At 36.7% G+C, this 23,024-nt stretch carries 27 protein-coding genes; 26 read left to right on the top strand and 1 reads right to left on the bottom strand.

From position 1 onward, the window contains the following. The 13 genes from MHH96_RS07710 (at position 1) to MHH96_RS07770 (ending at position 13,135) form a co-directional block, all read left to right on the top strand. A complete protein-coding gene (locus MHH96_RS07710) occupies positions 1 to 1,506 on the top strand; it encodes a cobyric acid synthase (protein ID WP_144545985.1) in 1,506 nt (501 codons plus the stop codon). Continuing rightward, positions 1,503 to 2,297, top strand: a complete 795-nt coding sequence (gene cobS, locus MHH96_RS07715; RefSeq protein WP_144545987.1) for an adenosylcobinamide-GDP ribazoletransferase — start codon at positions 1,503 to 1,505, stop codon at positions 2,295 to 2,297. Before MHH96_RS07710 ends, cobS begins: the two co-directional genes overlap by 4 nt. Further along, positions 2,255 to 2,881, top strand: coding sequence for a histidine phosphatase family protein (locus MHH96_RS07720; protein WP_328283602.1), 627 nt, complete (start codon positions 2,255 to 2,257; stop codon positions 2,879 to 2,881). The genes cobS and MHH96_RS07720 overlap by 43 nt, the downstream gene beginning before the upstream one ends. Further along, positions 2,830 to 3,267 (top strand): bifunctional adenosylcobinamide kinase/adenosylcobinamide-phosphate guanylyltransferase, encoded by a 438-nt coding sequence (locus MHH96_RS07725; protein WP_047944192.1) that lies wholly within the window; start codon positions 2,830 to 2,832, stop codon positions 3,265 to 3,267. Before MHH96_RS07720 ends, MHH96_RS07725 begins: the two co-directional genes overlap by 52 nt. A gap of 77 nt (positions 3,268 to 3,344) precedes the next feature. Next, a complete protein-coding gene (locus MHH96_RS07730; protein WP_047944231.1) occupies positions 3,345 to 3,944 on the top strand; it encodes a cob(I)yrinic acid a,c-diamide adenosyltransferase in 600 nt (199 codons plus the stop codon). Further along, positions 3,925 to 4,410 (top strand): ECF transporter S component, encoded by a 486-nt coding sequence (locus MHH96_RS07735; RefSeq protein WP_144545989.1) that lies wholly within the window; start codon positions 3,925 to 3,927, stop codon positions 4,408 to 4,410. The genes MHH96_RS07730 and MHH96_RS07735 overlap by 20 nt, the downstream gene beginning before the upstream one ends. Further along, the gene (locus MHH96_RS07740) at positions 4,407 to 5,120 is read left to right on the top strand and encodes a hypothetical protein (protein WP_047944190.1); all 714 of its coding nucleotides are present in this window, start codon (positions 4,407 to 4,409) and stop codon (positions 5,118 to 5,120) included. Before MHH96_RS07735 ends, MHH96_RS07740 begins: the two co-directional genes overlap by 4 nt. 236 nt (positions 5,121 to 5,356) lie before the next feature. After that, complete coding sequence (locus tag MHH96_RS07745) at positions 5,357 to 6,430, top strand: D-alanine--D-alanine ligase (protein WP_328283601.1); 1,074 nt, start codon at positions 5,357 to 5,359, stop codon at positions 6,428 to 6,430. Positions 6,431 to 6,546: 116 nt separating this feature from the next. Beyond that, positions 6,547 to 7,908: a UDP-N-acetylmuramoyl-tripeptide--D-alanyl-D-alanine ligase gene (locus MHH96_RS07750; protein ID WP_410796096.1), complete on the top strand. Its 1,362-nt coding sequence runs from the start codon at positions 6,547 to 6,549 to the stop codon at positions 7,906 to 7,908. A 141-nt stretch (positions 7,909 to 8,049) separates the two neighbouring features. Next, positions 8,050 to 8,742: an alpha/beta hydrolase gene (locus MHH96_RS07755; RefSeq protein WP_047944188.1), complete on the top strand. Its 693-nt coding sequence runs from the start codon at positions 8,050 to 8,052 to the stop codon at positions 8,740 to 8,742. An 877-nt stretch (positions 8,743 to 9,619) separates the two neighbouring features. Then, the gene (locus tag MHH96_RS07760) at positions 9,620 to 11,086 is read left to right on the top strand and encodes a DEAD/DEAH box helicase (protein ID WP_047944187.1); all 1,467 of its coding nucleotides are present in this window, start codon (positions 9,620 to 9,622) and stop codon (positions 11,084 to 11,086) included. Between the two features lie 149 nt (positions 11,087 to 11,235). Continuing rightward, a complete protein-coding gene (locus tag MHH96_RS07765) occupies positions 11,236 to 11,715 on the top strand; it encodes a PH domain-containing protein (RefSeq protein ID WP_095258003.1) in 480 nt (159 codons plus the stop codon). Beyond that, the gene (locus tag MHH96_RS07770) at positions 11,708 to 13,135 is read left to right on the top strand and encodes a PH domain-containing protein (RefSeq protein ID WP_047944185.1); all 1,428 of its coding nucleotides are present in this window, start codon (positions 11,708 to 11,710) and stop codon (positions 13,133 to 13,135) included. The genes MHH96_RS07765 and MHH96_RS07770 overlap by 8 nt, the downstream gene beginning before the upstream one ends. A gap of 377 nt (positions 13,136 to 13,512) precedes the next feature. On the opposite strand, the gene MHH96_RS07775 is transcribed toward MHH96_RS07770, so the two are convergent. Continuing rightward, positions 13,513 to 14,238, bottom strand: a complete 726-nt coding sequence (locus tag MHH96_RS07775; protein ID WP_047944184.1) for a rhomboid family intramembrane serine protease — start codon at positions 14,236 to 14,238, stop codon at positions 13,513 to 13,515. A gap of 109 nt (positions 14,239 to 14,347) precedes the next feature. On the opposite strand from MHH96_RS07775, the gene acpS reads away from it, so the two are divergent. The 13 genes from acpS to MHH96_RS07840 all read left to right on the top strand — a co-directional run bounded on the left by acpS (position 14,348) and on the right by MHH96_RS07840 (position 22,855). Further along, on the top strand, positions 14,348 to 14,698 hold the full coding sequence (acpS, locus tag MHH96_RS07780) for a holo-ACP synthase (RefSeq protein WP_047944183.1): 351 nt from the start codon (positions 14,348 to 14,350) through the stop codon (positions 14,696 to 14,698). 318 nt (positions 14,699 to 15,016) lie between these two features. Further along, a complete protein-coding gene (locus tag MHH96_RS07785; protein ID WP_047944182.1) occupies positions 15,017 to 16,027 on the top strand; it encodes a LolA family protein in 1,011 nt (336 codons plus the stop codon). A gap of 153 nt (positions 16,028 to 16,180) precedes the next feature. Further along, on the top strand, positions 16,181 to 17,338 hold the full coding sequence (alr, locus tag MHH96_RS07790; RefSeq protein WP_047944181.1) for an alanine racemase: 1,158 nt from the start codon (positions 16,181 to 16,183) through the stop codon (positions 17,336 to 17,338). 336 nt (positions 17,339 to 17,674) lie between these two features. Then, positions 17,675 to 17,956, top strand: coding sequence for a CopG family ribbon-helix-helix protein (locus tag MHH96_RS07795; RefSeq protein ID WP_047944180.1), 282 nt, complete (start codon positions 17,675 to 17,677; stop codon positions 17,954 to 17,956). A 4-nt stretch (positions 17,957 to 17,960) separates the two neighbouring features. Further along, the gene (gene ndoA / locus MHH96_RS07800; protein ID WP_016201246.1) at positions 17,961 to 18,311 is read left to right on the top strand and encodes a type II toxin-antitoxin system endoribonuclease NdoA; all 351 of its coding nucleotides are present in this window, start codon (positions 17,961 to 17,963) and stop codon (positions 18,309 to 18,311) included. 122 nt (positions 18,312 to 18,433) lie between these two features. Further along, positions 18,434 to 18,643: a hypothetical protein gene (locus MHH96_RS07805; RefSeq protein ID WP_047944179.1), complete on the top strand. Its 210-nt coding sequence runs from the start codon at positions 18,434 to 18,436 to the stop codon at positions 18,641 to 18,643. A 196-nt stretch (positions 18,644 to 18,839) separates the two neighbouring features. After that, entirely contained in the window at positions 18,840 to 19,205 is a 366-nt protein-coding gene (locus MHH96_RS07810; protein ID WP_047944178.1) for an STAS domain-containing protein, read from the top strand. Between the two features lie 3 nt (positions 19,206 to 19,208). Beyond that, entirely contained in the window at positions 19,209 to 19,610 is a 402-nt protein-coding gene (locus MHH96_RS07815) for an anti-sigma regulatory factor (RefSeq protein ID WP_047944177.1), read from the top strand. Between the two features lie 11 nt (positions 19,611 to 19,621). After that, positions 19,622 to 20,632 (top strand): PP2C family protein-serine/threonine phosphatase, encoded by a 1,011-nt coding sequence (locus MHH96_RS07820; protein WP_047944176.1) that lies wholly within the window; start codon positions 19,622 to 19,624, stop codon positions 20,630 to 20,632. Between the two features lie 55 nt (positions 20,633 to 20,687). Beyond that, on the top strand, positions 20,688 to 21,020 hold the full coding sequence (locus MHH96_RS07825; RefSeq protein ID WP_047944175.1) for an anti-sigma factor antagonist: 333 nt from the start codon (positions 20,688 to 20,690) through the stop codon (positions 21,018 to 21,020). After that, on the top strand, positions 21,017 to 21,487 hold the full coding sequence (rsbW, locus tag MHH96_RS07830) for an anti-sigma B factor RsbW (protein WP_047944173.1): 471 nt from the start codon (positions 21,017 to 21,019) through the stop codon (positions 21,485 to 21,487). The genes MHH96_RS07825 and rsbW overlap by 4 nt, the downstream gene beginning before the upstream one ends. Continuing rightward, positions 21,465 to 22,262, top strand: coding sequence for an RNA polymerase sigma factor SigB (gene sigB, locus MHH96_RS07835; protein ID WP_047944172.1), 798 nt, complete (start codon positions 21,465 to 21,467; stop codon positions 22,260 to 22,262). Before rsbW ends, sigB begins: the two co-directional genes overlap by 23 nt. Continuing rightward, a complete protein-coding gene (locus MHH96_RS07840; protein WP_047944171.1) occupies positions 22,259 to 22,855 on the top strand; it encodes a PP2C family serine/threonine-protein phosphatase in 597 nt (198 codons plus the stop codon). The genes sigB and MHH96_RS07840 overlap by 4 nt, the downstream gene beginning before the upstream one ends. Positions 22,856 to 23,024: the final 169 nt, after the last annotated feature.

Here is a 23,024-nt window from a genome sequence, read left to right on the forward strand (position 1 = left end):
ATGAAGGGTGTGATGATACAAGGGACTTCATCTGATGTGGGGAAAAGTCTGATTGCGACTGCTTTATGCAGAATGCTAGCAAATGAGGGAATAAAGGTAGCGCCATTTAAATCACAAAATATGTCGAACAACTCTTATGTCACAGTAGATGGAAAAGAAATTGGAAGAGCACAAGGAGTGCAGGCGGAAGCAGCAAAGATAGAGGCAACAGTTTGGATGAATCCAATTCTCCTAAAACCAAGATCTGACTTCCAATCAGAAGTTGTCCTGCTTGGAGAAGCAAGTAATACTCTTTCAGGAAGAGGGTATCGTGAACAGTTTTATGAAGAAGGCATTCGTGTTATTCAAAAAAGTCTTCATTACCTGCAAAGGAATTATGAGATGGTAATCATGGAAGGGGCGGGAAGTCCAGTAGAAATAAATTTAAAAGATAGAGAGCTTGTAAATATGAAGGTGGCAGCAATGGCTGACATCCCGGTTATTCTCGTTGCTGATATTGATCGCGGCGGTGTGTTTGCGAGTATTGTTGGTACCCTCTCCTTATTTTCAGAAGAGGAACGAAGCAGGGTAAAGGGGATTATTATTAATAAATTTCGCGGTGATGTCACGCTTTTTGAAGATGGTGTGCAATGGCTGAAGGAGAAGACCGGCATCCCCGTTCTCGGAGTCCTTCCTTTTATTCATAACCATATGATTGAAGGAGAGGACTCCTTGTCTATACGGGAGAAAAGAATAGCAACTTCACAAAAAGTGCTTGATTTAGCAGTAGTAAACAATCGTTATATGTCTAATTTTACGGATATAGAACCATTTTTCCTAGAGGAAGATGTTACTATCCGTCTGATTGATAAAGGCGAAGATTTAGGAAATCCAGATGCAGTCATTATTCCAGGTACAAAAAGTACGATAGAGGGTTTAAGAGAAATGAAAAGCAATGGATTAGATGTCCGGCTTAAGCGCTATTATAAAGAAGGCGGCAGAGTAATAGGTTTATGTGGAGGCTATCAAATGCTGTGTTCTGTCTTATTGGATCCGTATGGAGCTGATACTGGAATCGCAGGCGAAGAAATAGAAGGGCTGGGGCTTATACCTGCAAAGACGGTATTTGAACAGAAAAAAGAAACAATTCGCGTGGAAGGTAGTTATCATCCCTTTACAAAGCTATCCTCAGAAAAAATAGAGGGGTATGAGATTCATTTAGGTAAAACAGAGTATGAGAATTCTGCCGAAAGATGTCCGTTTCTATTACTTAATAATAGGGATGAGGGTTATTATCGAGAAGACGGAAAATTGATAGGAACCTATATGCATCATCTTTTCTACAACGATGTGTTTCGTAATACATGGTTAAATCAGATACGACTGCAAAAGGGCATGGCAGAAAGAAAAACACTGTTTATGCGAGAGCAAAAGGATAAACGCTTTGATGCGCTTGCTGATGAGATGAAGAGACATCTTGATTGGGAGAAAATATGGGAAATCCTTCAAGCTGGTGATGACCAATGAAAAAATGGTGTATTGGTCTTTTAGTAAATATACAGTTCTTTACGGCAATACCAGTGAGAAAGGTGCTGCCGATGGAAGGGGAGTTTCTGCAGAAAAGTATAAAAACATTCCCTTTGCTAGGCCTTTTCCAAGGCTTTATTTATATGGGGATTTTCTTTTTGCTAAATGAATATACTCCATTTACAGCTCTCGCCGTTGCTTTTATTGTTTGGATCAGTACGATTTTATTAACAGGCGGACTTCATTTAGATGGCTGGATGGATGCAAGTGATGCTTATTTTTCTTATCAAGATGCAAAAAAAAGATTAGAAATTATGAAAGATCCTCATGTCGGTGCCTTTGGTGTTTTGTCTGTCATTCTTTTATTGAGTACGAAGTTTTTTTTTATCTATGAAATCGTGACACATATGCAAGAATTCACCTATTTTTTTGTGATGCTCTTGCCATTCTTTTCTAAAGCGGTAATGGGCTGGAGCTTACTATTTGTTCAAGAGGCAAAAAGGGACGGACTCGGCGCATACTTTAAAAAGTCTGTCCAAGGGCAGCGCATGTTTTTTTATAGTGGATATATTGCAGCTGTTTTGCTAGTTTTCTTGTTATTGTTTCCCAAATGGCTGCCATTATTCTTTTTGTTTCTTTTCGTGAGCATCGGCTGCTACTTATTATTCAGCCGATTTATGAAACAGGCTTTTGGTGGATTAACAGGTGACTTATTAGGTGCAAGTGTAGAAGGGACGGAAATGGCACTATGGGCGACACTATGGTTATTGCATTACTTCGTCATGGGCTAACGGCTGCAAATGAACGAAAGGCATATATTGGCTGGACGGATGCGCCTTTAAGTGGAAAGGGAAGAAATATGTTTTATGAAAAAGGAAGGCCAGTGTCTAAATATGACTGGATAAGTACAAGTGATTTATTGCGGACGAAAGAGACAGCAGCATATTGGTTTCCTGAACAGATTCTGCACAGTGTTTCTGCTTTTCGTGAAATAAATTTTGGGGATTGGGAAGGAAAAACATACGAACAATTAAAAGAGTTACCTGAATATTGCAAATGGTTAAATGCTCCATTTACTAATGCTCCAACAAATGGAGAATCTTTTGCAGAGCTGATAGAGCGAGTGGATAGGGGCTGGAATCACTTAATTAAACAGAGTACTCGAAATAATAGAATGGCGGTAGTTACACATGGCGGTGTCATTCGATACTTGCTTAGTAAATATGGTGTAACAGAAAGGGATTTTTGGGATTATACGATTTCTCCTGGTGAAGGTATCGAGTTAATTTGGTCCCACAAAGAAAGTTTTAGGAGGAAGGAAAGATGCACTTTATTACAGGAGGTAGCTTTCACGGGAAAAAAAGCTGGACAGTAACATTTGCAAGAGAGCAGGGATTTACAGAAGGAAAGGTTCTCCGTCTATTTGATGAAAAGGAAATAAACATGGCAAATAATGAGAAGGGTTCTTTCTATAGGATAGAAGGACTAGAGTGGATGATCAAAAATCGTCTGCAGGAAGAAACATTGGAGCAAACAGTCGATTATATAGAAAAACTAGTGGAAGCTTTGCTTCAATGGGAAAGAGAAGAGAATAATCGCTGCGTGTTTATAATTGGCAGTGATATTACAAAAGGCGTTGTTCCGATTGATAGAAGAGATCGCTTGTGGCGTGATGCCACAGGGCTGATCTTTCAGCGAATTGCTGCCGCTGCAGACAGAGTAGATGTTATTTGGTATGGGTTAAATGAGCGATTAAAGTAGTGATCGATCGAATGATAGGAAGCAGCAAAATGCCTATAGGCATAAAAATAAGGACAAAACAGAAAGAGGGGGAGAAAATGCGTATCTATACAAAAACAGGTGATAGCGGGGAAACGAGTATTATAGGAGGGAGAGTATCAAAGGATGATATTCGAGTAGAAGCCTATGGAACGGTCGATGAGTTGAATTCTTTTGTCGGGCTAATTGTTGCGCAATTAACAGGGGAACAATTTGCTGATATTAAGGAAGATTTAGAGAAAATCCAGCATGAATTATTTGATTGTGGCGGGGATTTAGCTAGTATTTCGACGAGAAGACAACTAAAGTTAACAGCATCTGCTATCACTTATTTAGAGGACAGAATTGATAATTTTATGGAGGAGACACCAGATTTGGAGCGCTTTATCCTGCCTGGAGGGACAGAAGCGGCAGCTACTGTTCATATTGCACGAACGGTGACAAGAAGAGCGGAACGCTTAGTCGTGACATTAATGAAGACAATGGAAGACATTCCAGAAATGCCCTTAAAATATTTAAATAGACTTTCTGATTACTTTTTTGCACTGGCGAGGGTAATAAATTTCCGAAGCAATGTGGCAGATATCGAGTATATTCGAAGCGCAAAAGTATTTCGAACAAGTAAAAAGGGAGAGCGAAATGAACGCGAAGAAAATTAATGTCCTTGCTATTTTTATTGCTATATCAGTTATTGGGGCTTTTATAAAAATACCAAGTTTTATTGGAAGTGTTGCCCTTGATAGTTCTCCAAGTCTTATTGCTGGAGCACTTTTAGGCGGGCTAGCTGGAGGAATAGTTGCAGCCCTCGGTCACCTTGTTTCTGCATATTTAGGCGGGCTGCCACTAGGCATGCTTCATCTCTTTATCGCAGTAGAAATGTTTCTGCTTGTTTTTACTTTTTCAAAAATCTATCAAACTGGAAATAGCATAATCTCCATATTGTTCTTTGTGTTAGGAAATGGTGTAATACTTCCACTTCCTTTTTTATATCTAATGGGAAAGGGCTTTTACATTTCGATGGTTCCAGTACTGCTGATAGGAGCTGTATTGAACTGCATTATTGCCCAGTTGTTAATGCCAAGGCTTACAGTTTTTCTTAAAGAGTGGAGAGTGGTCAAGCAGTGAGAGATGTACAAGTCGTACCGTGGAATCAGAAAGAAGAGCTGATTATTAGTGCGGATAATAGTGGAGGAATTGGGCAGAAAGAAGCCGATCAACTTTCCGTCCCTTATGATATTGTTTCCTATTTTTCCTTTCGTGTAGCGGTTATGGAATGTATGGCAGCGGGGGGAGTACCGTTCTCGGTAATCCTGCAGAATTTTTGTGGAGACGATGCTTGGGCTTCCCTTTTGGCAGGTATATATAAAGGAATAGAGGAGCTTGGATTAGAGAGGGAAATTGGAATAACAGGAAGCACAGAAAGCAATTTTTCTCTCCGTGAATCAGCAATAGGACTCACAGTCCTTGGAAAAAGAACTGCAGATTCACAGAATGCCACTATTATCAATGGAAAAATGGCTGTAATAGGCAGTCCTCTTGTTGGAGAAGAAGTGATTCGACAAGAAGAAAATGTAGTGCCTTTAGCAGTATTTTTCCGAGTGGCGAAAGTAGATAGATGTCGAATTCAGCCTGTTGGATCAAAGGGGATTCTTTATGAATTGGGGCAGCTAAAGGGCGATTTGATTCAAGAGGAAGAAGTGCAGTGTTCTGTAGATCTTTTAAAATCCGCTGGTCCAGCTACATGCTTTATTGTTGAATATGAAAAGGAAGTAGAGGCAGAAATAAAAAGACTAACGAGGGGCTTTTTTCAAGAAGTGCAAGTTACTTCGAGATAAGAGAAAAGCACAAAGTGGTTTTTTCTTTCTTTAGGAGATATTTAAATAAATAAGCTTCCATTTTTCCCTTTTTTCATATTGTATTAAGAGTTAAAATGGAAAAGGATTAATAGGCACTATTACAGGAATATGTGTTTTCGATTAAATTATTATTTGACTCACATGTTTTATTTTTAAAGGTATGATTCTAGTGGTAGAATAAACAAGTGCATTGATTAAATGGAGGTATACTCATAATGAAAAAGAAACTGGGATTATTATATGGCGGTAAATCAGCTGAACATAAAGTTAGCATGCAAACAGCATTGGCTGTAATTAAAGCACTAGATACAGATAAATATGATATTCACCCAATTTACATATCAGAGAGCGGTGAATGGGTTCGTGGTCCTCAATTAATGGGACCAGTTGAAAATGTAAAAGAGCTTGCGTTTAACACACAGGAGCAAATCGGCTCGAATGCCCTTTCTACTACACTCTTTCAAGCGAATGACGAAGCTTCCTTAGATGTTATTTTTCCACTGCTTCATGGACCAAATGGAGAAGATGGAACAGTACAAGGATTGTTAGAACTTCTTAACCTTCCTTATGTTGGGAATGGTGTTCTAGCCTCTTCAGCTGGAATGGATAAAGTAATTATGAAAAACATCTTTGAAGTAGCTGGATTAAATCAAGTGAAATACAATTCTTTTATCCGCAGTGACTGGCAAAGTGATAGGGATGCAGCCTATGAACGTGTAGAAAAAGAATTAGGTTTCCCTTGTTTTGTTAAGCCTGCTAATCTTGGTTCAAGTGTAGGGATAAGTAAATGTACAACAAGAGAAGAGCTAGAAACAGCCTTTATTGAAGCATTCCAATTTGACCGCAAGATTATTGTAGAAGAAGGCTTAACAGCAAGAGAAATTGAAGTAGGGGTACTAGGAAACGACCATCCTGAAGTTTCTGTAGCTGGTGAGATTGTTCCGAAAAAAGATTTCTATGATTATAAAGCAAAATATGAAGATGGAGATACAGCTTTAATTATTCCTGCAGACGTGACAGATATGGAGTATGCAGCGATTAAAGAAGATGCTATTAAAGCATTTAAAGCACTTGATTGTTCTGGCCTAGTCCGTGCAGATTTCTTTCTGACAAAAGAAGGAAAAGTTTATATTAACGAAGTGAATACAATGCCTGGATTTACACCATTCAGTATGTTCCCGTTATTATGGAAACACACAGGTTTAGAATATGATGCACTCATCAATAAATTAGTGGATCTAGCTGTGGAAAGACACACTGAAAAGCAAAGTATTAAATATACGATTTAAAAAGAAGAACATAAAAGGAGAGGTGAGAAAAATGCCTCTTCTTTTGTTCCATCCAATGAAAGTTTTTTAGTAGAGAAGGGCAGTAGTCTCCGCTCATTTTTAAAGGAGGTTTTATTTTGATTAAGCGTACATATGCAGAAATTGCTTCAATGTCAAGCAGTACTCGTTTTTTTGAGCAATATAATGAGGTGCTTATTAGCGGGGTAACCATTGATTCGAGAAAAATAGAAGCAGGACAATTATTCATCCCTTTTAAAGGAGAAAGGACGGATGGGCATGAATATGTCGCAGATGCAATTAAACAAGGCGCTGCTGCGGCATTTTGGCAAAAGGATGTCCCGAATCCGCCTGAGAATCTCCCTCTTATCTTTGTGGACGATTCGTTAACAGCGATTCAAACGCTTGCTAAAAGCTATTTACAGCAATTGAAGGTTAAAATTGTGGGAATAACAGGAAGTAACGGAAAAACATCTACGAAGGATATGACAACAAGTCTTCTTTCTTTAAAATATAAAGTGCAAAAAACAGAAGGCAATTATAATAATCATCTTGGTCTTCCTTTAACTGTACTTGGTTTAGAGGAAGATACAGATATTGCTGTGCTCGAAATGGGCATGAGCAGTCGTGGAGAAATCGACTTTTTGAGCCGGTTAGCAGAACCAGATATTGCTGTAATTACGAATATCGGGGAGTCTCATATGCAAGATCTCGGATCAAGAGAAGGGATTGCAGAGGCGAAGTTAGAAATCTTAAATGGATTGAAGGAGAAAGGACGATTTGTTTACTTTGGAGATGAACCTCTTCTTTCAACGCGTGTTAAAGACAGGAACCTGGATATGAAAACCTTTGGAATGGATCCTGCCAATGATTTATACCCATATGAAATAAAGGCACTTGAAAATGGCAGTGTTTTTCAAATTAATAAAGCGGCAGAACCATTTGAATTGCCTGTTTTAGGAAATCATAATATTTTAAATGCGTTGGCAGCAATGCTAGTGGCAGAGTATTTTGAAATTCCTTATGAAGAGATGAATAAAGGTCTTCAATCGCTAAAACTGACAAATATGCGCATGGAGTTAGTCGAAGGGCAGTTAGGTGTGAAAGTTATTAATGATGCATACAATGCCAGTCCTACTTCTATGCTTGCAGCTATTGATGTGTTAAAGAAGCTGCCAGGTTATAAGCAAAAAATTGCAGTTCTTGGAGATATGCTAGAGTTAGGAGACCAAGAAGAAGCTTTTCATTATGAGATGGGAGAGCATTTAGAAGGAGTCGATTACGTTTTAACATATGGAAAGCTGGGTAATTTCATTGCAGAAGGTGCAAAAACAGTTCTTCCTGAAGATCATGTTTTTTCTTTCCAAGAAAAAGAGCCATTAATAGAAACTTTACTGCCTTTTCTAAATAAAGAAACAGTAATTTTAGTCAAAGCTTCTAGAGGAATGAAGTTAGAGGAAATCGTTAAGGCAATACAATAATAGAAGGAGGCCAGCCTATTTGAAAAACGAAAAACGTTTTCCTTGTAGGTTCGGCTTTTTTTAGAGTGGATAGTTAAGAAATGTATATAAAAAATGAATTACTCTTATAGTGTAAAATATCTCTAAAAGGAGGGGGAGTAAATGACAGCGTGTTTATGTATACATGGATTTACAGGTTCTCCAATGGAGGTAGAACCACTAGCTGAATATATCCAGAACTATACCAATTGGGAGTGTATGGTTCCAACACTTCCTGGGCATGGCGATCAATTAAGATTAAAAGGGATTATATATAATGAGTGGATCCAATATGCGGAAGAAGCGCTAAAGGATTTATTAAAAAGACACGACACAGTATATGTTGTCGGTTTTTCCATGGGTGGATTAATAGCAAGCTATTTAGCAGCAAAGTATCCGATTAAGAAATTAATTCTCTTAAGTGCAGCAGCCTATTATGTAAATTTAATCCAGCTTCAAAAGGATATAAGAATAATTTGTGCTGATTTTTTTCGAGGGAAAATTAGAGAGAATGAGCAATTTATCCGCTATATGAACAAAATTAAAAGTACTCCTTTAGCCGCTGCCATTCAGTTTAGGAAGCTTGTGCAATATGTAAAACCATTGTTAGCTAACATTCAAGTGCCTACATTGATTGCCCAAGGGGAGAAGGATGGAATTGTCCCATTGAAGAGTGCAACCTATTTGTATAATACAATTCGTGCAGAAAATAAGAAGATCTTATACGTGCAGGAATCCAAGCACTTAATTTGTCATTGTGAGAAAAGAGAAGCATTATTTCAAGAAATAATAACATTCCTCAAGGCGCCCTCATAAGTTAAAAGTAACCCTATATAATCGTATAGATTTAAGGTTGATTGGAAAGAGTAAAGGAAGGGAGGTTCGGCCAATTTTGGTCTTTACTTAAAAGATCACTTTGTGTCAAAACGGCTATAAAAGAACGTAAGGGGCTCTTTATTCCGCATAAAGCGTTTACATTGTAAAAATGGTAAAAACACGTATAAAACCTAGATTTTCAGCTGCCCAATTTATTGCAAAGCGTATATCTTAATGATAATATTATTTTAAAAAGTAGGGTGACAAACTTAACATTTTGGGCATAATGTTAGAGAAAAAAACCTCTTTGTAAACGATAAATTAGTCAAATAGAGAGAAATGAATGGAAGAAGAATTCCGAGAAAATGAATTCTTTTGTTTAGGAAGGGAATAACCATTGTTCTTTGTATTTGGCTAACTTTTCTAGATTAGCTGATTTGGTTTTAAGCTCCGTGAAAAAATCATGTTTTTTCGGGCGTGAATTTTGAAGATTCTCATTTTGGAGAAACAGACTAATCATTAAGTGGTAACAGAGCTATTATAAAAATAAATAGAAGTCATTTGAAATTTCCTCCTATTTATAACTAAGTTAAATAGTATCTCATAACTAATAAGACTTAAATATTTTGCATATACCCTCATCATTCTCCTGATAAAGGTTGTAAGGCTATTGAAACCAACAATAACTTTCATCATTTATATATAACGAGCATCATTATCTTTTTAATTGTATGGGGAAGGCATAATGTGATGAATACGATATGCCATTTTAATATGTTTCATTTAGAAAAATGAGGTACATACAAATGGTTGGCATGATGGATTTATTCCATCTGTTTATGGATATTTTTTAATGACTAGAAGGAGATTGGATATATTGGTAAAGTTTCAAGATTTAGGTATTAGTCCTGCTACAATGAAAGCATTAAAAAGAATGGGGTTTGAGGAAGCGACGCCTATTCAGGCAGAAACGATTCCATTGAGCCTTCAAAATAAAGACTTAATTGGTCAAGCACAAACAGGAACAGGGAAAACAGCTGCTTTTGGAGTGCCTTTAGTTGATAAAATTGACGTAGCGAATGAAGTAATTCAAGGGATTATTATTGCTCCGACAAGAGAGCTAGCTATTCAGGTTTCAGAAGAATTATACAAAATTGGTTATGGAAAGCGTACAAGAGTATTATCAATTTTCGGTGGACAGGATATAAATCGCCAAATTCGTGCATTGAAGAAAAACCCGCATATTATTGTTGGGACGCCTGGACGTATATTAGATCATATTAATCGTAAAACACTTCGATTAGATAATGTTCAAACAGTTATATTAGACGAAGCTGATGAAATGCTAAACATGGGATTCATTGATGATATTGAAGCAATCCTTTCAAAAATTCCAACAGAAAGACAAACATTACTATTCTCTGCTACAATGCCTGGACCGATTAGAAAAATGGCAGAGCGCTTTATGAAAGATCCAGAAGTAGTTAAAGTGAAAGCAAAAGAAATGACTGTGCCGTTGATTGAACAGTATTATATCGAAACACAAGAGAAAACGAAATTTGATATTTTAACAAGATTGCTGGATATTCAATCTCCAGAGCTAGCTATTATATTCGGTCGCACGAAACGTCGTGTTGATGAGCTGTCTGAAGCATTAAATCTACGTGGTTATACAGCAGAAGGCATTCATGGAGATTTAAGCCAAGCGAAACGTATGTCTGTTCTTCGTAAGTTTAAAGAGGGAACGATTGATGTACTAGTGGCAACAGATGTAGCTGCACGTGGACTTGATATTTCCGGTGTAACACATGTTTATAACTTTGATATTCCTCAAGATCCAGAAAGCTATGTACATCGTATCGGACGTACTGGCCGTGCAGGAAAAGAAGGGGTAGCTATTACGTTTATTACGTATCGTGAAAGATCTTATCTGCAGGTTGTGGAAAAAACAACGAAGCGAAAAATGGAAAAGATGATTCCTCCAACAGTCGACCAAGCAATAGAAGGTCAGCAAAAAGCTGTTATGGAAAAAATATCACAAATTATAGAGGAAAATAATTTAGATTCTTATCGAAATGCTGCGGATGACTTATTGGAACAAAAAGATGCTTCTACTGTTGTAGCTGCAGTTCTAAAGATGCTTACAAAAGAACCAGATACAACTCCTGTTAAATTAACAGAAGAAAAGCCATTGCCAATGAAACGTGACCGCAGACCATATGATAAAAATAATGACCGTGGTGGACGCAAAAACTATAATCCACGTCAACGCCAAGGCTATGGCAGCAATAAACGTCAAGGTCAATCAGGCAATAGCTACAATAAATCAAAGTCTTACCGTTAAGCTTTGTGTTAAAAACCTCCATGAATGTCGTGGAGGTTTTTTATTTCGGGGATAGTGATAGAGAGACAGAAAAATATGAAACCACCTTATCGTATTTTCGTATATAGTTAAGAGATACAGAAAAAATTCAGAAAATAGGAGGAGTGTAATTGATAACAATACCTCAAAATAGGTTATCGAAAAAGGGGATCACTGTTTGGCGCTTAACAGGAGTTATATCTTCGCTCATTATGATGGTTATTGGTGCTGGGGTAATTACGTTTGCTATTCTTTTTGATTGGCACATACTTATAAGTATAGGAACGATAATTTATCTTCTTTTTCATATGGCTCTCACAATTGGCATCTTGCCGCCTTTAAAGTGGAAAAGATGGAGATATGAAGTAAGAGGAGATGAAATTGAAATACAGCAAGGGGTTATTGTAATAAAGCGAACGCTCATTCCAATGATTAGAGTGCAGCATGTAGATATGAAGCAAGGACCTCTATTAAGAAAGTACGAGCTTGCCACAGTGTCGATTTCTACAGCAGCAACCGTACACGAAATCCCTGTACTTCAAGTGGATGAAGCAGAAGAGATTAGACAGTATATTTCTAGCAAAGCAAAGGTGGCAGAAGAAGATGTTTAAGCAAAACAGACTTCATCCTGTTTCCATCATTTACGTTATTTTGAAGCGGTTAAGAGAGTTTATTTTTCCGTTTATTGGAATTATTGTACTTGGAGGTAAGCCTACCGAGTGGGGATTATATACAATTCTAGGAGCGTCATTCTTACTTTTGATTATTCTCATTAGCGGATTTTTGTCATGGAACTTTTTCACCTTTTATGTAATGGGAAATGAATTACGAATCGAGTATGGTGTATTTATAAAAAAGAAACGCTACATACCCTTTGAACGAATTCAAAGTATCGATTTTACAGAGGGAATTTTTCATCGTCCATTTAGTTTAGTAAAAGTAAAAATTGAAACAGCAGGTGGTGCTGAAGCTGAAGGCGAACTTACCGCTATTTCTAAAAAGGTTGCTCAAGAATTAAAAAGATATATTATTCAAAAAAAGAATGAGCAGATTGAAACGGACGAAATAATAGAAGAGGTAGAACCTGCTCAACAAGAAATCTACCGGATTTCATCTAAAAAATTAGTCGTTTTGGCGTCAACTTCGGGCGGCGTAGGTGTGATTATCTCGGCAATATTTGCTTTTATTTCACAATTTGATGATTTAATTCCGTATAAGGAAATCTACAAACATGTTCAACAAGTCATTACAAGCGGTGTAGCGTTAGTTTCTATCGTTGTTTTTGTTTTATTTGTATTGTTATGGGTTTTATCTTGGTTCATTACTATATTAAAATATGCGAATTTTACATTATCGAAGACGAAAGATGATTTGATTATTACACGTGGCCTAATTGAAAAAAAGCAGATTACTATTCCGCTGAAACGGATTCAAGCAATTAAAATAACAGAAGCGATGCTTAGACAGCCGTTTCAATTAGTTAGTGTATCTGTTATTAGCGCTGGTGGATCTTTTGATGATATAGAAGCTTCTGATGTAGTTGCCGTTCCGTTATTAAAGAAAAAGGAATTACCACTTTTATTAAAAGAAATGGTACCTGAGTATGAATGGAATGAGGAGCTGCATTCGCCGCCAAAACGATCAATTTGGAGATATATTATTAAAAATAGTTGGATAGCATTACCTGTTATTATCGCTATGATTTACTTTTTTCATGAATGGGGAGCGTTATCGTTGTTGTTATTACTAGTTTTACCATTATGGGGCTACTGGAATTATCGTTCAGCTGGATATCGTATTTCAGGTAAGCAGTTAACATTATCCTTCCGCCAATTTAATAAAACGACTTTCCTGATGAGACGAAATCGAATTCAAGCCCTTTATTACACAGAGGGATGGTGGCAGCGAAAAGGGGAGCTTGCTTCTGTACAGGGTGTTGTTCTTTCTGGTGCTGGAGGAGCCACTGGGGTAGTTACAGACCTGACCAAAGAAGATGTAGAAAAGGTATATGAATGGTATTCGCTAAGTTAAGTGAGTGTCGGATAAAGCTAAATAGCCCAACAAGCTCTAATTTAGTAGTCAAATCAATTCGGTCTATCATTTTTTTCAAAAGAAAATAAAACGGAGCAAACTGAATACACGTACACTCCTATGGGAGCTGCGAGAAAGTCCGAGACCCTGCAGGAGCATATGAGACGAAGCGGCTCGCCCCCATGGAAAGCTGAGTATATTCAGTCTGCGGGTGATGACTACACACATTCTTTCTTAAATTGAAATAAAAACTCCAAAACAAGTATACGAATTTATAAGATATATGTATACTTGTTCGGAGTTATATTTGGTCAAATTATTTATGTCTCATCTTGTTTTTGACAGAGACTGGGACAAAGCAATATATATAATGGTTATTATTGACTAACAAATCCTATAATGGCAAGACCGAAGATGATAATCCAAATGATAATAGATTTTGCTTCGGGCTTTTTTGTGCGGCGGAGCTGTTGTCGTAAATAATACCATTCTTCTTTATAACTGGTAAGTATCTTCTTTCCCTTTGATTCCGATAAACTTCCGACGATGACCCCTGTTAGAAATCCAAAAATATGGGCAACAATATTTATATTTGGCTGTAAAAAGGTCATGATTAAGCTAAGAACAGCAATGGTCGTAATAATTTGGGCGTTCCCTTGAGAAATAATGTCTTTTCGAAATACAACTAGACTAATATAATAGCCGAATAGACCAAATATTGCTCCACTAGAACCTAAGTGGACATAAGTAAGTGGTTCGATAAGAAGAGTGATAATATTTGCTGCGATACCAGTGACTAAGTAGATAAGGAGAAACTTAAATTTGCCAAGTATTCTTTCGAGTCCGGGTCCGAATAAGAAAATGCTGAAACTGTTAAATAGAAGATGGGCAAAACCTCCATGGATGAAAATAGGAGTGATTAATCGCCACCATTCTCCTTCTACTATATAAAGGTTAACACCCATCATAGTTTCTAATAAATATTTATTTGGAAAAATAGGAAGATTGGTTAATAAATAGAGAATTAGATGAATAAGTAAGATCATGGAAACGACAGGATAATACGTAATATACTCTTTAAAGCTTTCTCTTCTGGTAAACAACAGTATTTAATACCTCCTAAATAAAGCTTCTTTCTACCATAATAGCCAAAGAATAGGGAAAGATACAATATATTATGCTCACTATGAATAGAATAGAAGGAGTTGTCTTATGATTAAAGGCACGGGAATTGATATAACAGAAATAGACAGAATCGAATCTTTACTCCAAAGTAAGCCGAAGTTTGTGAAGCGCATTCTGACAGATACGGAAATGGAAAAATTTCAGCAGCTATCTGGGCATCGTAAATGTGAGTTTTTAGCAGGACGATTTGCAGCAAAAGAAGCATTTTCAAAAGCGCTAGGCACAGGGATTGGAGCGAACTTAAGCTTTTTGGATATTGAAATAGGATATGAGGAAAAAGGGAAGCCGTGTATTGTAAAGCCATTTTCAAAAGGAGTCCATTTATCTATAACTCATAGCAAACACTATGCCTTTGCCCAAGTTATTATTGAGGAATAAGGAGAGCGAGAGGGTTTTCATCGTTTTTCTTATTCTTTTGTTTGGGAGGGGGAATGGCAGGCTTTTTGAAGCGGGTCTGTTTTTGGTTTAGGCAAGGAGAAATAAACAGAAGAAATATCAACAAAAAGACTTATGATTTCAAGTAGCATATTCCCGAAGGTTGTCTCATATATTCATAGAGAAATAGGAGAGACAAGTATGGTTTCGCGGTTTCTAATAGGCAATTCCAAGAGAGAAGGAAGAGGAGTTTCTATTAGAAATGCTGTTTGCTTATTTTTCTCTCTTTCGACGTGAAATGAGAATAGGGGAGTTGAAAAAATGAACAAGAAGATTTGGTTGCTATTTGTAGGGCTAACGGTCATGCTTTTGTTAACTGCCTGCGGAACAAAATCGAAAGAAGATGTTCTGACTGATTTAAAAGAAAAGGTCGAGACAAAGGGGTATAAAGCAGACGCCGAAATGACTCTCAAGATGGGAACAGAACCACAGACTTATGAAGTGGAAGTGTGGCATAAGGACCCAAGTTTTTATCGAGTGAATTTAAAGAATTCAGCAAAAAATCAGAGCCAGATGATTTTGAAAAATGAAGAAGGCGTCTATGTATTAACGCCAGCTTTAAACAAATCCTTTAAGTTTCAAAGTGAGTGGCCGGAAAATAGTAGTCAAGCTTATCTCTATGAGTCTTTAGTGAAGGATATTGAAGAAGATAAAGAGGTGAAATTTTCTGCTACAGATAAGCATTATGTTTTTGAAACAAAAACACGCTATCAGAATAATAAAATGCTTCCAACTCAAGAGATTGCCTTCAGTAAGAAGGATCTTTCTCCTGTCAGTGTAAAAGTAAAGGATGTAGAGGGAGTAGCATTGGTTACGGTGAAGTTTTCTAATGTGAAGTTTGATGTTTCCTTTGATAAAAAGGACTTTGATTTACAAAAGAGCATGACTGCGGCTAAGATGGTAATCCCGGTTATGGGAGAAATTGAAGACAAAGACTTTACTGTGAAATATCCTGAAGAACCATTAGAAGGAGTTAGCTTGGTAGAAGAGAAAAAAATGGCTTCTGAAAACGGGAATCGTGTAATCCTCACATATGATGGAGAAAAATCTTATACGATTATTCAAGAAAAAGCAGTAGTAGCACCAGCTACAGCAGGACCAATTGTTAGTAAGGGCGATCCAGTGGATTTAGGATTTACCATTGGAGAAGTTACAGATTCTAAAGTATCATGGACGTTTGAAGGCGTCGATTATACGATTGCATCAAGTGACTTAACTCGTGATGAATTAGTTACTGTTGCGCGCTCCGTACAAGGAGAGGCAATAAAATAAGTACTACTCAGGCAGCCTTCTACAGGGGGCTGTTTTTTTATGTGGAATAATTACTTCTTCTGCTAAACTTATAAGGATAGAATTGACAAGTGGATCAATCAGTAGAATAATTTAAGGAACAAGTTTGTTAATTAAAAAGGACGTGTGTGGATTTTGAATCAAGAAGATACCTTTTATCGAGATACATGGGTGGAAATTGATCTTGATGCTATTGCATATAATGTTGGTGAATTAAGAAAAAAATTACATCCAGAAAATAAGTTAATAGCAGTAGTAAAGGCAAATGGATATGGGCATGGAGCTCTGCAAATTGCCAGAACTGCTTTACGGTCTGGTGCGAATTACTTGGCTGTAGCATTTTTAGACGAAGCAATCAGTTTAAGAAAGCAAGGAATAACAGCACCGATTCTTGTACTTGGTGCAAGTAGACCGAGAGATGTCATGACAGCGATAAAATATAAAATAACTTTAACTGTTTATTATAAAGAATGGTTAGAAGAAGCTGTCCAATTTTTAAATAAGGATGCTTCATTAACGATTCATTTAAAGTTAGATACAGGTATGGGGAGAATTGGGTTTAGAAACGAGTTGGAAATTCAATCCGTAGAAGAATTGCTGGTAAAACACCCAAATATTGTAGTCGAGGGCATTTTTACTCATTTTGCGACAGCGGATGAAAAAAACTCTTCCTACTTTGAGAGCCAAATTCAACGCTTTAAGGAATTGCTCTCTTCTTTTACAAAACTGCCTGCAATTATACATTGTAGTAATAGTGCTGCGAGTCTTTTGCATCCTGATTTACAATATAATGCTGTGCGTTTCGGTATTTCGATGTATGGATTAACACCTTCTCTTGAAATTGAACAAGATTTACCTTATCCATTACAAGAAGCCTTTTCCTTGCGGACAAAATTAGTCCAAGTGAAAAAATTAAACAAGGGCGATAAAGTAAGCTATGGAGCGACTTATGAGGCAAAAGAAGAGGAATGGATAGGGACTTTACCAATCGGTTATGCAGACGGATGGTTACGTAAACTGCAAGGTCAAGAGGTTCTCGCTGAAGGAATAAGAGCGCCGATTGTAGGGAGAATTTGCATGGATCAATGTATGATAAGGCTGCCGTTTTATTTAGAGCCAGGAACAGAAATAACGTTAATTGGGAAGCAAAGGGATGCTGAAATCTCTGTGAATGAAATTGCTGCTAAACTAGAGACGATTAATTATGAAGTCACATGTATGATTTCTACAAGAGTCCCGCGGATTTTTAAACAAAATGGAAATGTCACAGAAACAGTAAATTTCTTAATCTAGAGGAAGACAAAGCAATGGTGGTTTCGGAATCTTGCTGCCAAATGAATATTTTAAACTCAAGATCAAATAAAAGTAATGGATAAGGAAATGACTGAATACATTAATTATGGTCATAGATACCATTTGAAGATCTATTTATATGAAAAATATGGAAGAACAGCTATTATTTTTGTGAATAATTTTCGTTTTTTCTATTCTTTCATGCATAAAAGGGATAATTTTTGGCGGATAATACAGTAGAATTGCTGAATGGACTTTGCAGAAACACTTATTAGTGGTATGATTAAAAAAAGCAGAGCTAAAAATGGTGTGTAGTGATGGTGGAGGTGTATGTTTGTGTCTGAATCTAGCACAACGACAGAGATCATGATAAAATTACCAAAGCATTTGTTAACTGAATTGGACGGCTTCGTTAAGCAGGAAAATGTTAATCGTAGTGAATTTATTTATCAAGCAACGAAAATGTATCTTCGCGAACGGAAAAAGAGACATATCCGCGAATCGATGAGACGAGGATATATGGAAATGGCTAAATTAAATTTATCCATTGCATCAGAAAGCTTTCTCGCAGAATACGAGGCAGAGCATACAGTAGAACGTCTTGTAAGCGGAGGGTAATCCTTTGATTGTCAAACGTGGTGACGTTTATTTTGCAGACCTATCCCCAGTTGTTGGTTCAGAGCAAGGCGGCGTCCGTCCTGTACTTGTCATTCAAAACGACATCGGGAATCGGTTCAGTCCCACAGTCATTATTGCAGCAATTACAGCTCAGATTCAAAAGGCTAAATTGCCGACTCATGTGGAAATTGATGCGAAGCGATATGGTTTTGAAAGAGATTCGGTAATTCTTTTAGAACAAATTCGTACGATAGATAAACAGAGGCTAACGGACAAAATTACTCATCTTGATGAGGAAATGATGGAAAAAGTCGATGAAGCTCTACAAATTAGTTTAGGTCTCATTGAATTTTAAGTATAATGCGCTCATTGAAGCGCTTTTTTTTATAACCCTAACTGCAACCTTTTTGTATGTAAAAAAGCTCGTATGTCAAACTAGAAAGAACCTCCTTATTTAGTAAGGAGGTTCTTTCTAGTTTGACAGGAAATAGTGAAGCATTATTTTTACTAAATAACAAAAAAATTTCTATAATAGGTTTGAAGGATAAGGAAAATGGGAATATAGAAAAGTCATCACCTATCTTTAGTAGAAAGATGAATAAATTTTCAAGTGGAGAATATGCCCAAAAGTACCACTTGTTTTTCAATATACCCATTTTTGAAAATAAAAAGTCTCTGTTAATATGATAAAATGAAGGAAGTAACTCAGGAAAATATGGAGCAATCAAATTGGTGATTATGGATGGATTTTTTTATAATCTTTAGGTTTACCAAGTGAAGCTTCTTGCATTTATTTTAGATTTTCTTCCATCTAAATAGAGGATCCCTAACGCGGGATGGATAAGTGTGTAAAAAATATTAAAAGAAAGTTGGTTGGTTTTGGGTGAATAGAGTAAGAATACCAATATTAAAACTTTATGACTACTTACTAGTATCCATTCAATGGGAATTAGATGACCAAACAGCCCTTCAGTTTCAAGAGGATTTATTAAATAAAATCCATGAAACCAGTGCGAACGGGGTAGTTATTGATTTAACTTCTATTGATTTTATAGACTCATTTATTGCAAAAGTATTAGGTGATGTTATCGGTATGTCGAAGCTAATGGGGGCTAAGGTGGTACTGACAGGGATTCAGCCTGCTGTTGCCATCACCTTAGTAGAGCTAGGTATCAGTTTAAACGATGTTTTAACTGCCTTAGATCTAGAAAAAGGTTTGGAGAAATTACAACAGGAATTGGAGGACTGACCTATGGGAGACCAATCCTGTGTAAAAATCATAAATGAATGGGATATCGTTGCCGCTCGGCAATTAGGCAGAAACCTCGCCAAAGAGCTCGGCTTCGGTACCGTTGATCAAGCCCGTATAACTACAGCAATTAGTGAATTAGCAAGAAATATATATTTATATGCTGGTCAAGGACAGATTTGTATAGAAAAGCTTTTTGATAATGGGAAAGCTGGTTTAAAACTAATTGCGATGGATAGTGGTCCTGGAATTAAGGATATTAGACAAGTGATGCAAGATGGTTTTTCTACTTCTGGCGGGTTAGGAGCCGGATTGCCAGGTGTGAAACGTTTGATGGATGAGTTTGATATTAAAACCTCTATTGGCGATGGAACAGAAATCCAGGCGGTGAAGTGGCTAAGATAGGGGGGGAGATAATGGATTTCCGAGAAATGATGGAATCTAAATATCGAGATCTTCTTGTGAACTATATAAAAGATGAATCTGAACAAGCTCTTTATCAAGGGCAAAAGTTTAGTAGGAAATCAATTGAACAAAAAATATCACCAGAAGACATAATCAGTTTACATAAATCTATTCTGATGGATTTATATCCAGATATACCTGGATATGTAACAAAATCCTTCGATATACTTCTAGAGGTTATGATAGGCTATGGATTTGCTTATAGAGAACATCAAAGCTTGCGTCATGTTCAGCAAGAGTTAAGAAGCGAAATGGAAATAGCAGCAAATGTACAGCAAACATTATTAAGCACAGATATTCCAAAAGTCGATGGATTAGATATTGGGGCAATAAGTGTACCGGCTAAAATGATGAATGGCGATTATTATCACTTTGTTCATGATGATGATCAGATTATTAACATTGCCATTGCAGATGTGATAGGGAAGGGTATTCCTGCTGCTATGTGCATGTCGATGATTAAGTATGCGATGGACAGTCTTCCGGAAAATAGGAATAAACCAAGCAATGTTCTAGAAAATTTAAATAGGGTTGTAGAACAAAATGTAGATCCTAGTATGTTTATTACCATGTTTTACGGAGCATATGATGTGCTATCACATGTATTTCATTATGCCTCAGCTGGTCATGAGCCTGGCTTATATTATCAAGCGGAAACGAAACAGTTTAGTGAGCTGAAGACTAAGGGATTGTTGCTGGGTGTTGATAAAAGAACGAAATATCAGCAGTTTGAAAAGCAAATTTATCCAGGAGATATGATTGTTTTAATGTCAGATGGAGTAACCGAGTGTAGAACAAAGGAAGGCTTTATTGAAAAAGAAACGCTTCTTGGATACATAAGGAAACATATGCATTTAGATGCACAGAATATTGTAGAAAATGTCTTTAAGGAATTAGAAAAAATTCAAGATTTTCAATTACGTGATGATTTTACTTTAATTATTTTTAAAAGAGAAGTTTAATGGTACCTCCAATAGGGTATAAGACAATATCGTAATAATGTGAAGGTGGGTCGGGATGAATATCATAATAGATGTAAAAGAAAAAGAATTGGATGTAGAAGTTAAGGTTTCTGGTGAAATTGATGCGTATACTGCTCCGAAATTAAGGGAGCGGATTTATTCCTTCTCTGAGAAAAAAGGAATAAAAATGATAATAGATTTATCCGATGTAAATTATATGGATAGTACTGGTTTAGGTGTATTTGTAGGCATATTTAAGAATGTTCGAGCGAATAATGGTGAATTTAAGTTAGTAGGTCTATCAAGCCGCTTAATCAGATTGTTTGAAATAACCGGATTAGCAGACATTATAGACATAAATAGCAAGATAGAAGGTGGAATACAATGAGTCATTTTGAGTACATCGAAATGAAAATTCCTTCTAAACCAGAGTATGTTGGGATAATTCGCTTAACGTTGTCTGGGATTGCAAGCAGAATGGGCTTTAGCTACGATGAAATTGAAGACTTAAAGATAGCAACAAGTGAAGCCTGTACAAATGCTGTGCAACATGCGTATAAAAATAAAGACGCAGGAGAAGTTTTAGTTGGATTTCGATTATATAATGATCGATTAGAAGTCATTGTAGCCGATAATGGGAAAAGCTTTGACTTTCATTCCACTACAAAGGATCTGGGTCCGTATGAGCAGGATGAGTCGGTGGAATTTCTTCGTGAAGGAGGACTTGGCCTATACTTGATCGAAACATTAATGGATGAAGTCAAGATTCACCATAATAACGGGGTAACTGTTTTCATGACAAAATACCTCGAAGGAGAGCAGGTGGAGAGGGATGCAGAAACAATCTCAACCTAATCGCCATTTATCAAAAGAAGAAGTAAATGCTTTAATTAAAGACTTTCAAAGTACACAAAATGAGAAGGCGCAAGAAGCGCTTGTTATAAACTATCGCGATTTAGTAGAAATGCTGGCACGAAAGTATTCTAAAGGTAAAATGTTTCATGAGGATATCACACAGGTTGGAATCATTGGATTAATAGGGGCTATTCATCGCTATGATGAAAGCTTCGGAAAAAGTTTTGAAGCCTTTGCGGTTCCAACCATAATTGGAGAAATTAAACGGTTTTTAAGAGATAAAACTTGGAGTGTTCATGTACCCAGAAGAATAAAAGAGCTTGGTCCTAAAATAAAGAAGACGGTTGAGCAGCTTACTACCGATTTACAGCGTTCTCCAAAGGTGGATGAAATCGCCGATTATTTAGATGTATCTGAAGAAGAAGTGCTAGAAGCAATGGAAATGGGAAGAAGTTATCAAGCATTGTCTGTTGATCATTCGATTGAAGCAGATTCGGAAGGTGGAACTGTTACACTTCTAGATATTGTCGGAGATGTAGATCAAGGCTTTGAAAAAGTAAATCAAAAGTTAGTGCTGGAAAAAGTACTCCATGTACTAACAGAGAGAGAGAAGAGTATTATTCAATATACATACTTGGATAATCTTAGTCAGAAGGAAGCTGGAGAGAAGCTGGGGATTTCTCAGATGCATGTTTCTAGACTTCAGAGAAGAGCAATCAAAAAGCTGCAAGAAGCAATTCAGGCGGAGACCAGTAATTCGGAGTTTATCTTATGAATGAGTTGAAAGACAATAATGTTCATGTGCTTTCCTATCAGACTAGCAAGAAAGGGAAAACCCTTTGTGGAGATAGTTTCTTTTATACATCAACGGATGAATACTTTGTTTGTGTATTAGCAGATGGACTTGGCAGCGGCGAATATGCAAACGAGGCATCCGTTGCAGTTACGGAGATAATTAAAGAAAACCATGGGAAGTCTGTAGATGAATTAATGGAACTATCGAATAATGTTCTAGTCAAGAAAAGAGGAGCTGCTGTTTGTGTTTTTAAAATAAACTATGCTTCTAAGACAATTGTTTACAGTTGTGTAGGCAACATACGATTCTTTCTTTATTCTCCTTCAGGTAAACTGACATATCCACTCCCAGTAACGGGGTATTTATCAGGAAGGCCTCAACATTATCATACACAACGTTTTACTTTTGAAAATCATGCTAAATTTCTTGTTTTTTCCGATGGATTTAATATTCAAGGAATTAAAAATTTGCTAAGAGGATATTTGCCTATTAGGTCCATAGCAGATGATATTATTGGGAAATATAATAATTCTAACGATGATTCTACTTTTATACTAGGAAGCTTACTTTGAAAAGTAAGCTTTTTTTTGTTCAAAATGAAAGTTCATTCATTTAGCCGTATCCTTTGCTTCGATAGTGAAACCTATAAGCTAGTAAAATAGAAAGAGAAAGGAAGGGATGGAATTTCCTTTATGTTGATAATATGTTTTCCAAGAACCTTTTGATAAAATAGAGATAGAT

Source organism: Niallia sp. FSL K6-0212 (assembly GCF_038007605.1).
GTDB lineage: Bacteria > Bacillota > Bacilli > Bacillales > Cytobacillaceae > Niallia > Niallia circulans.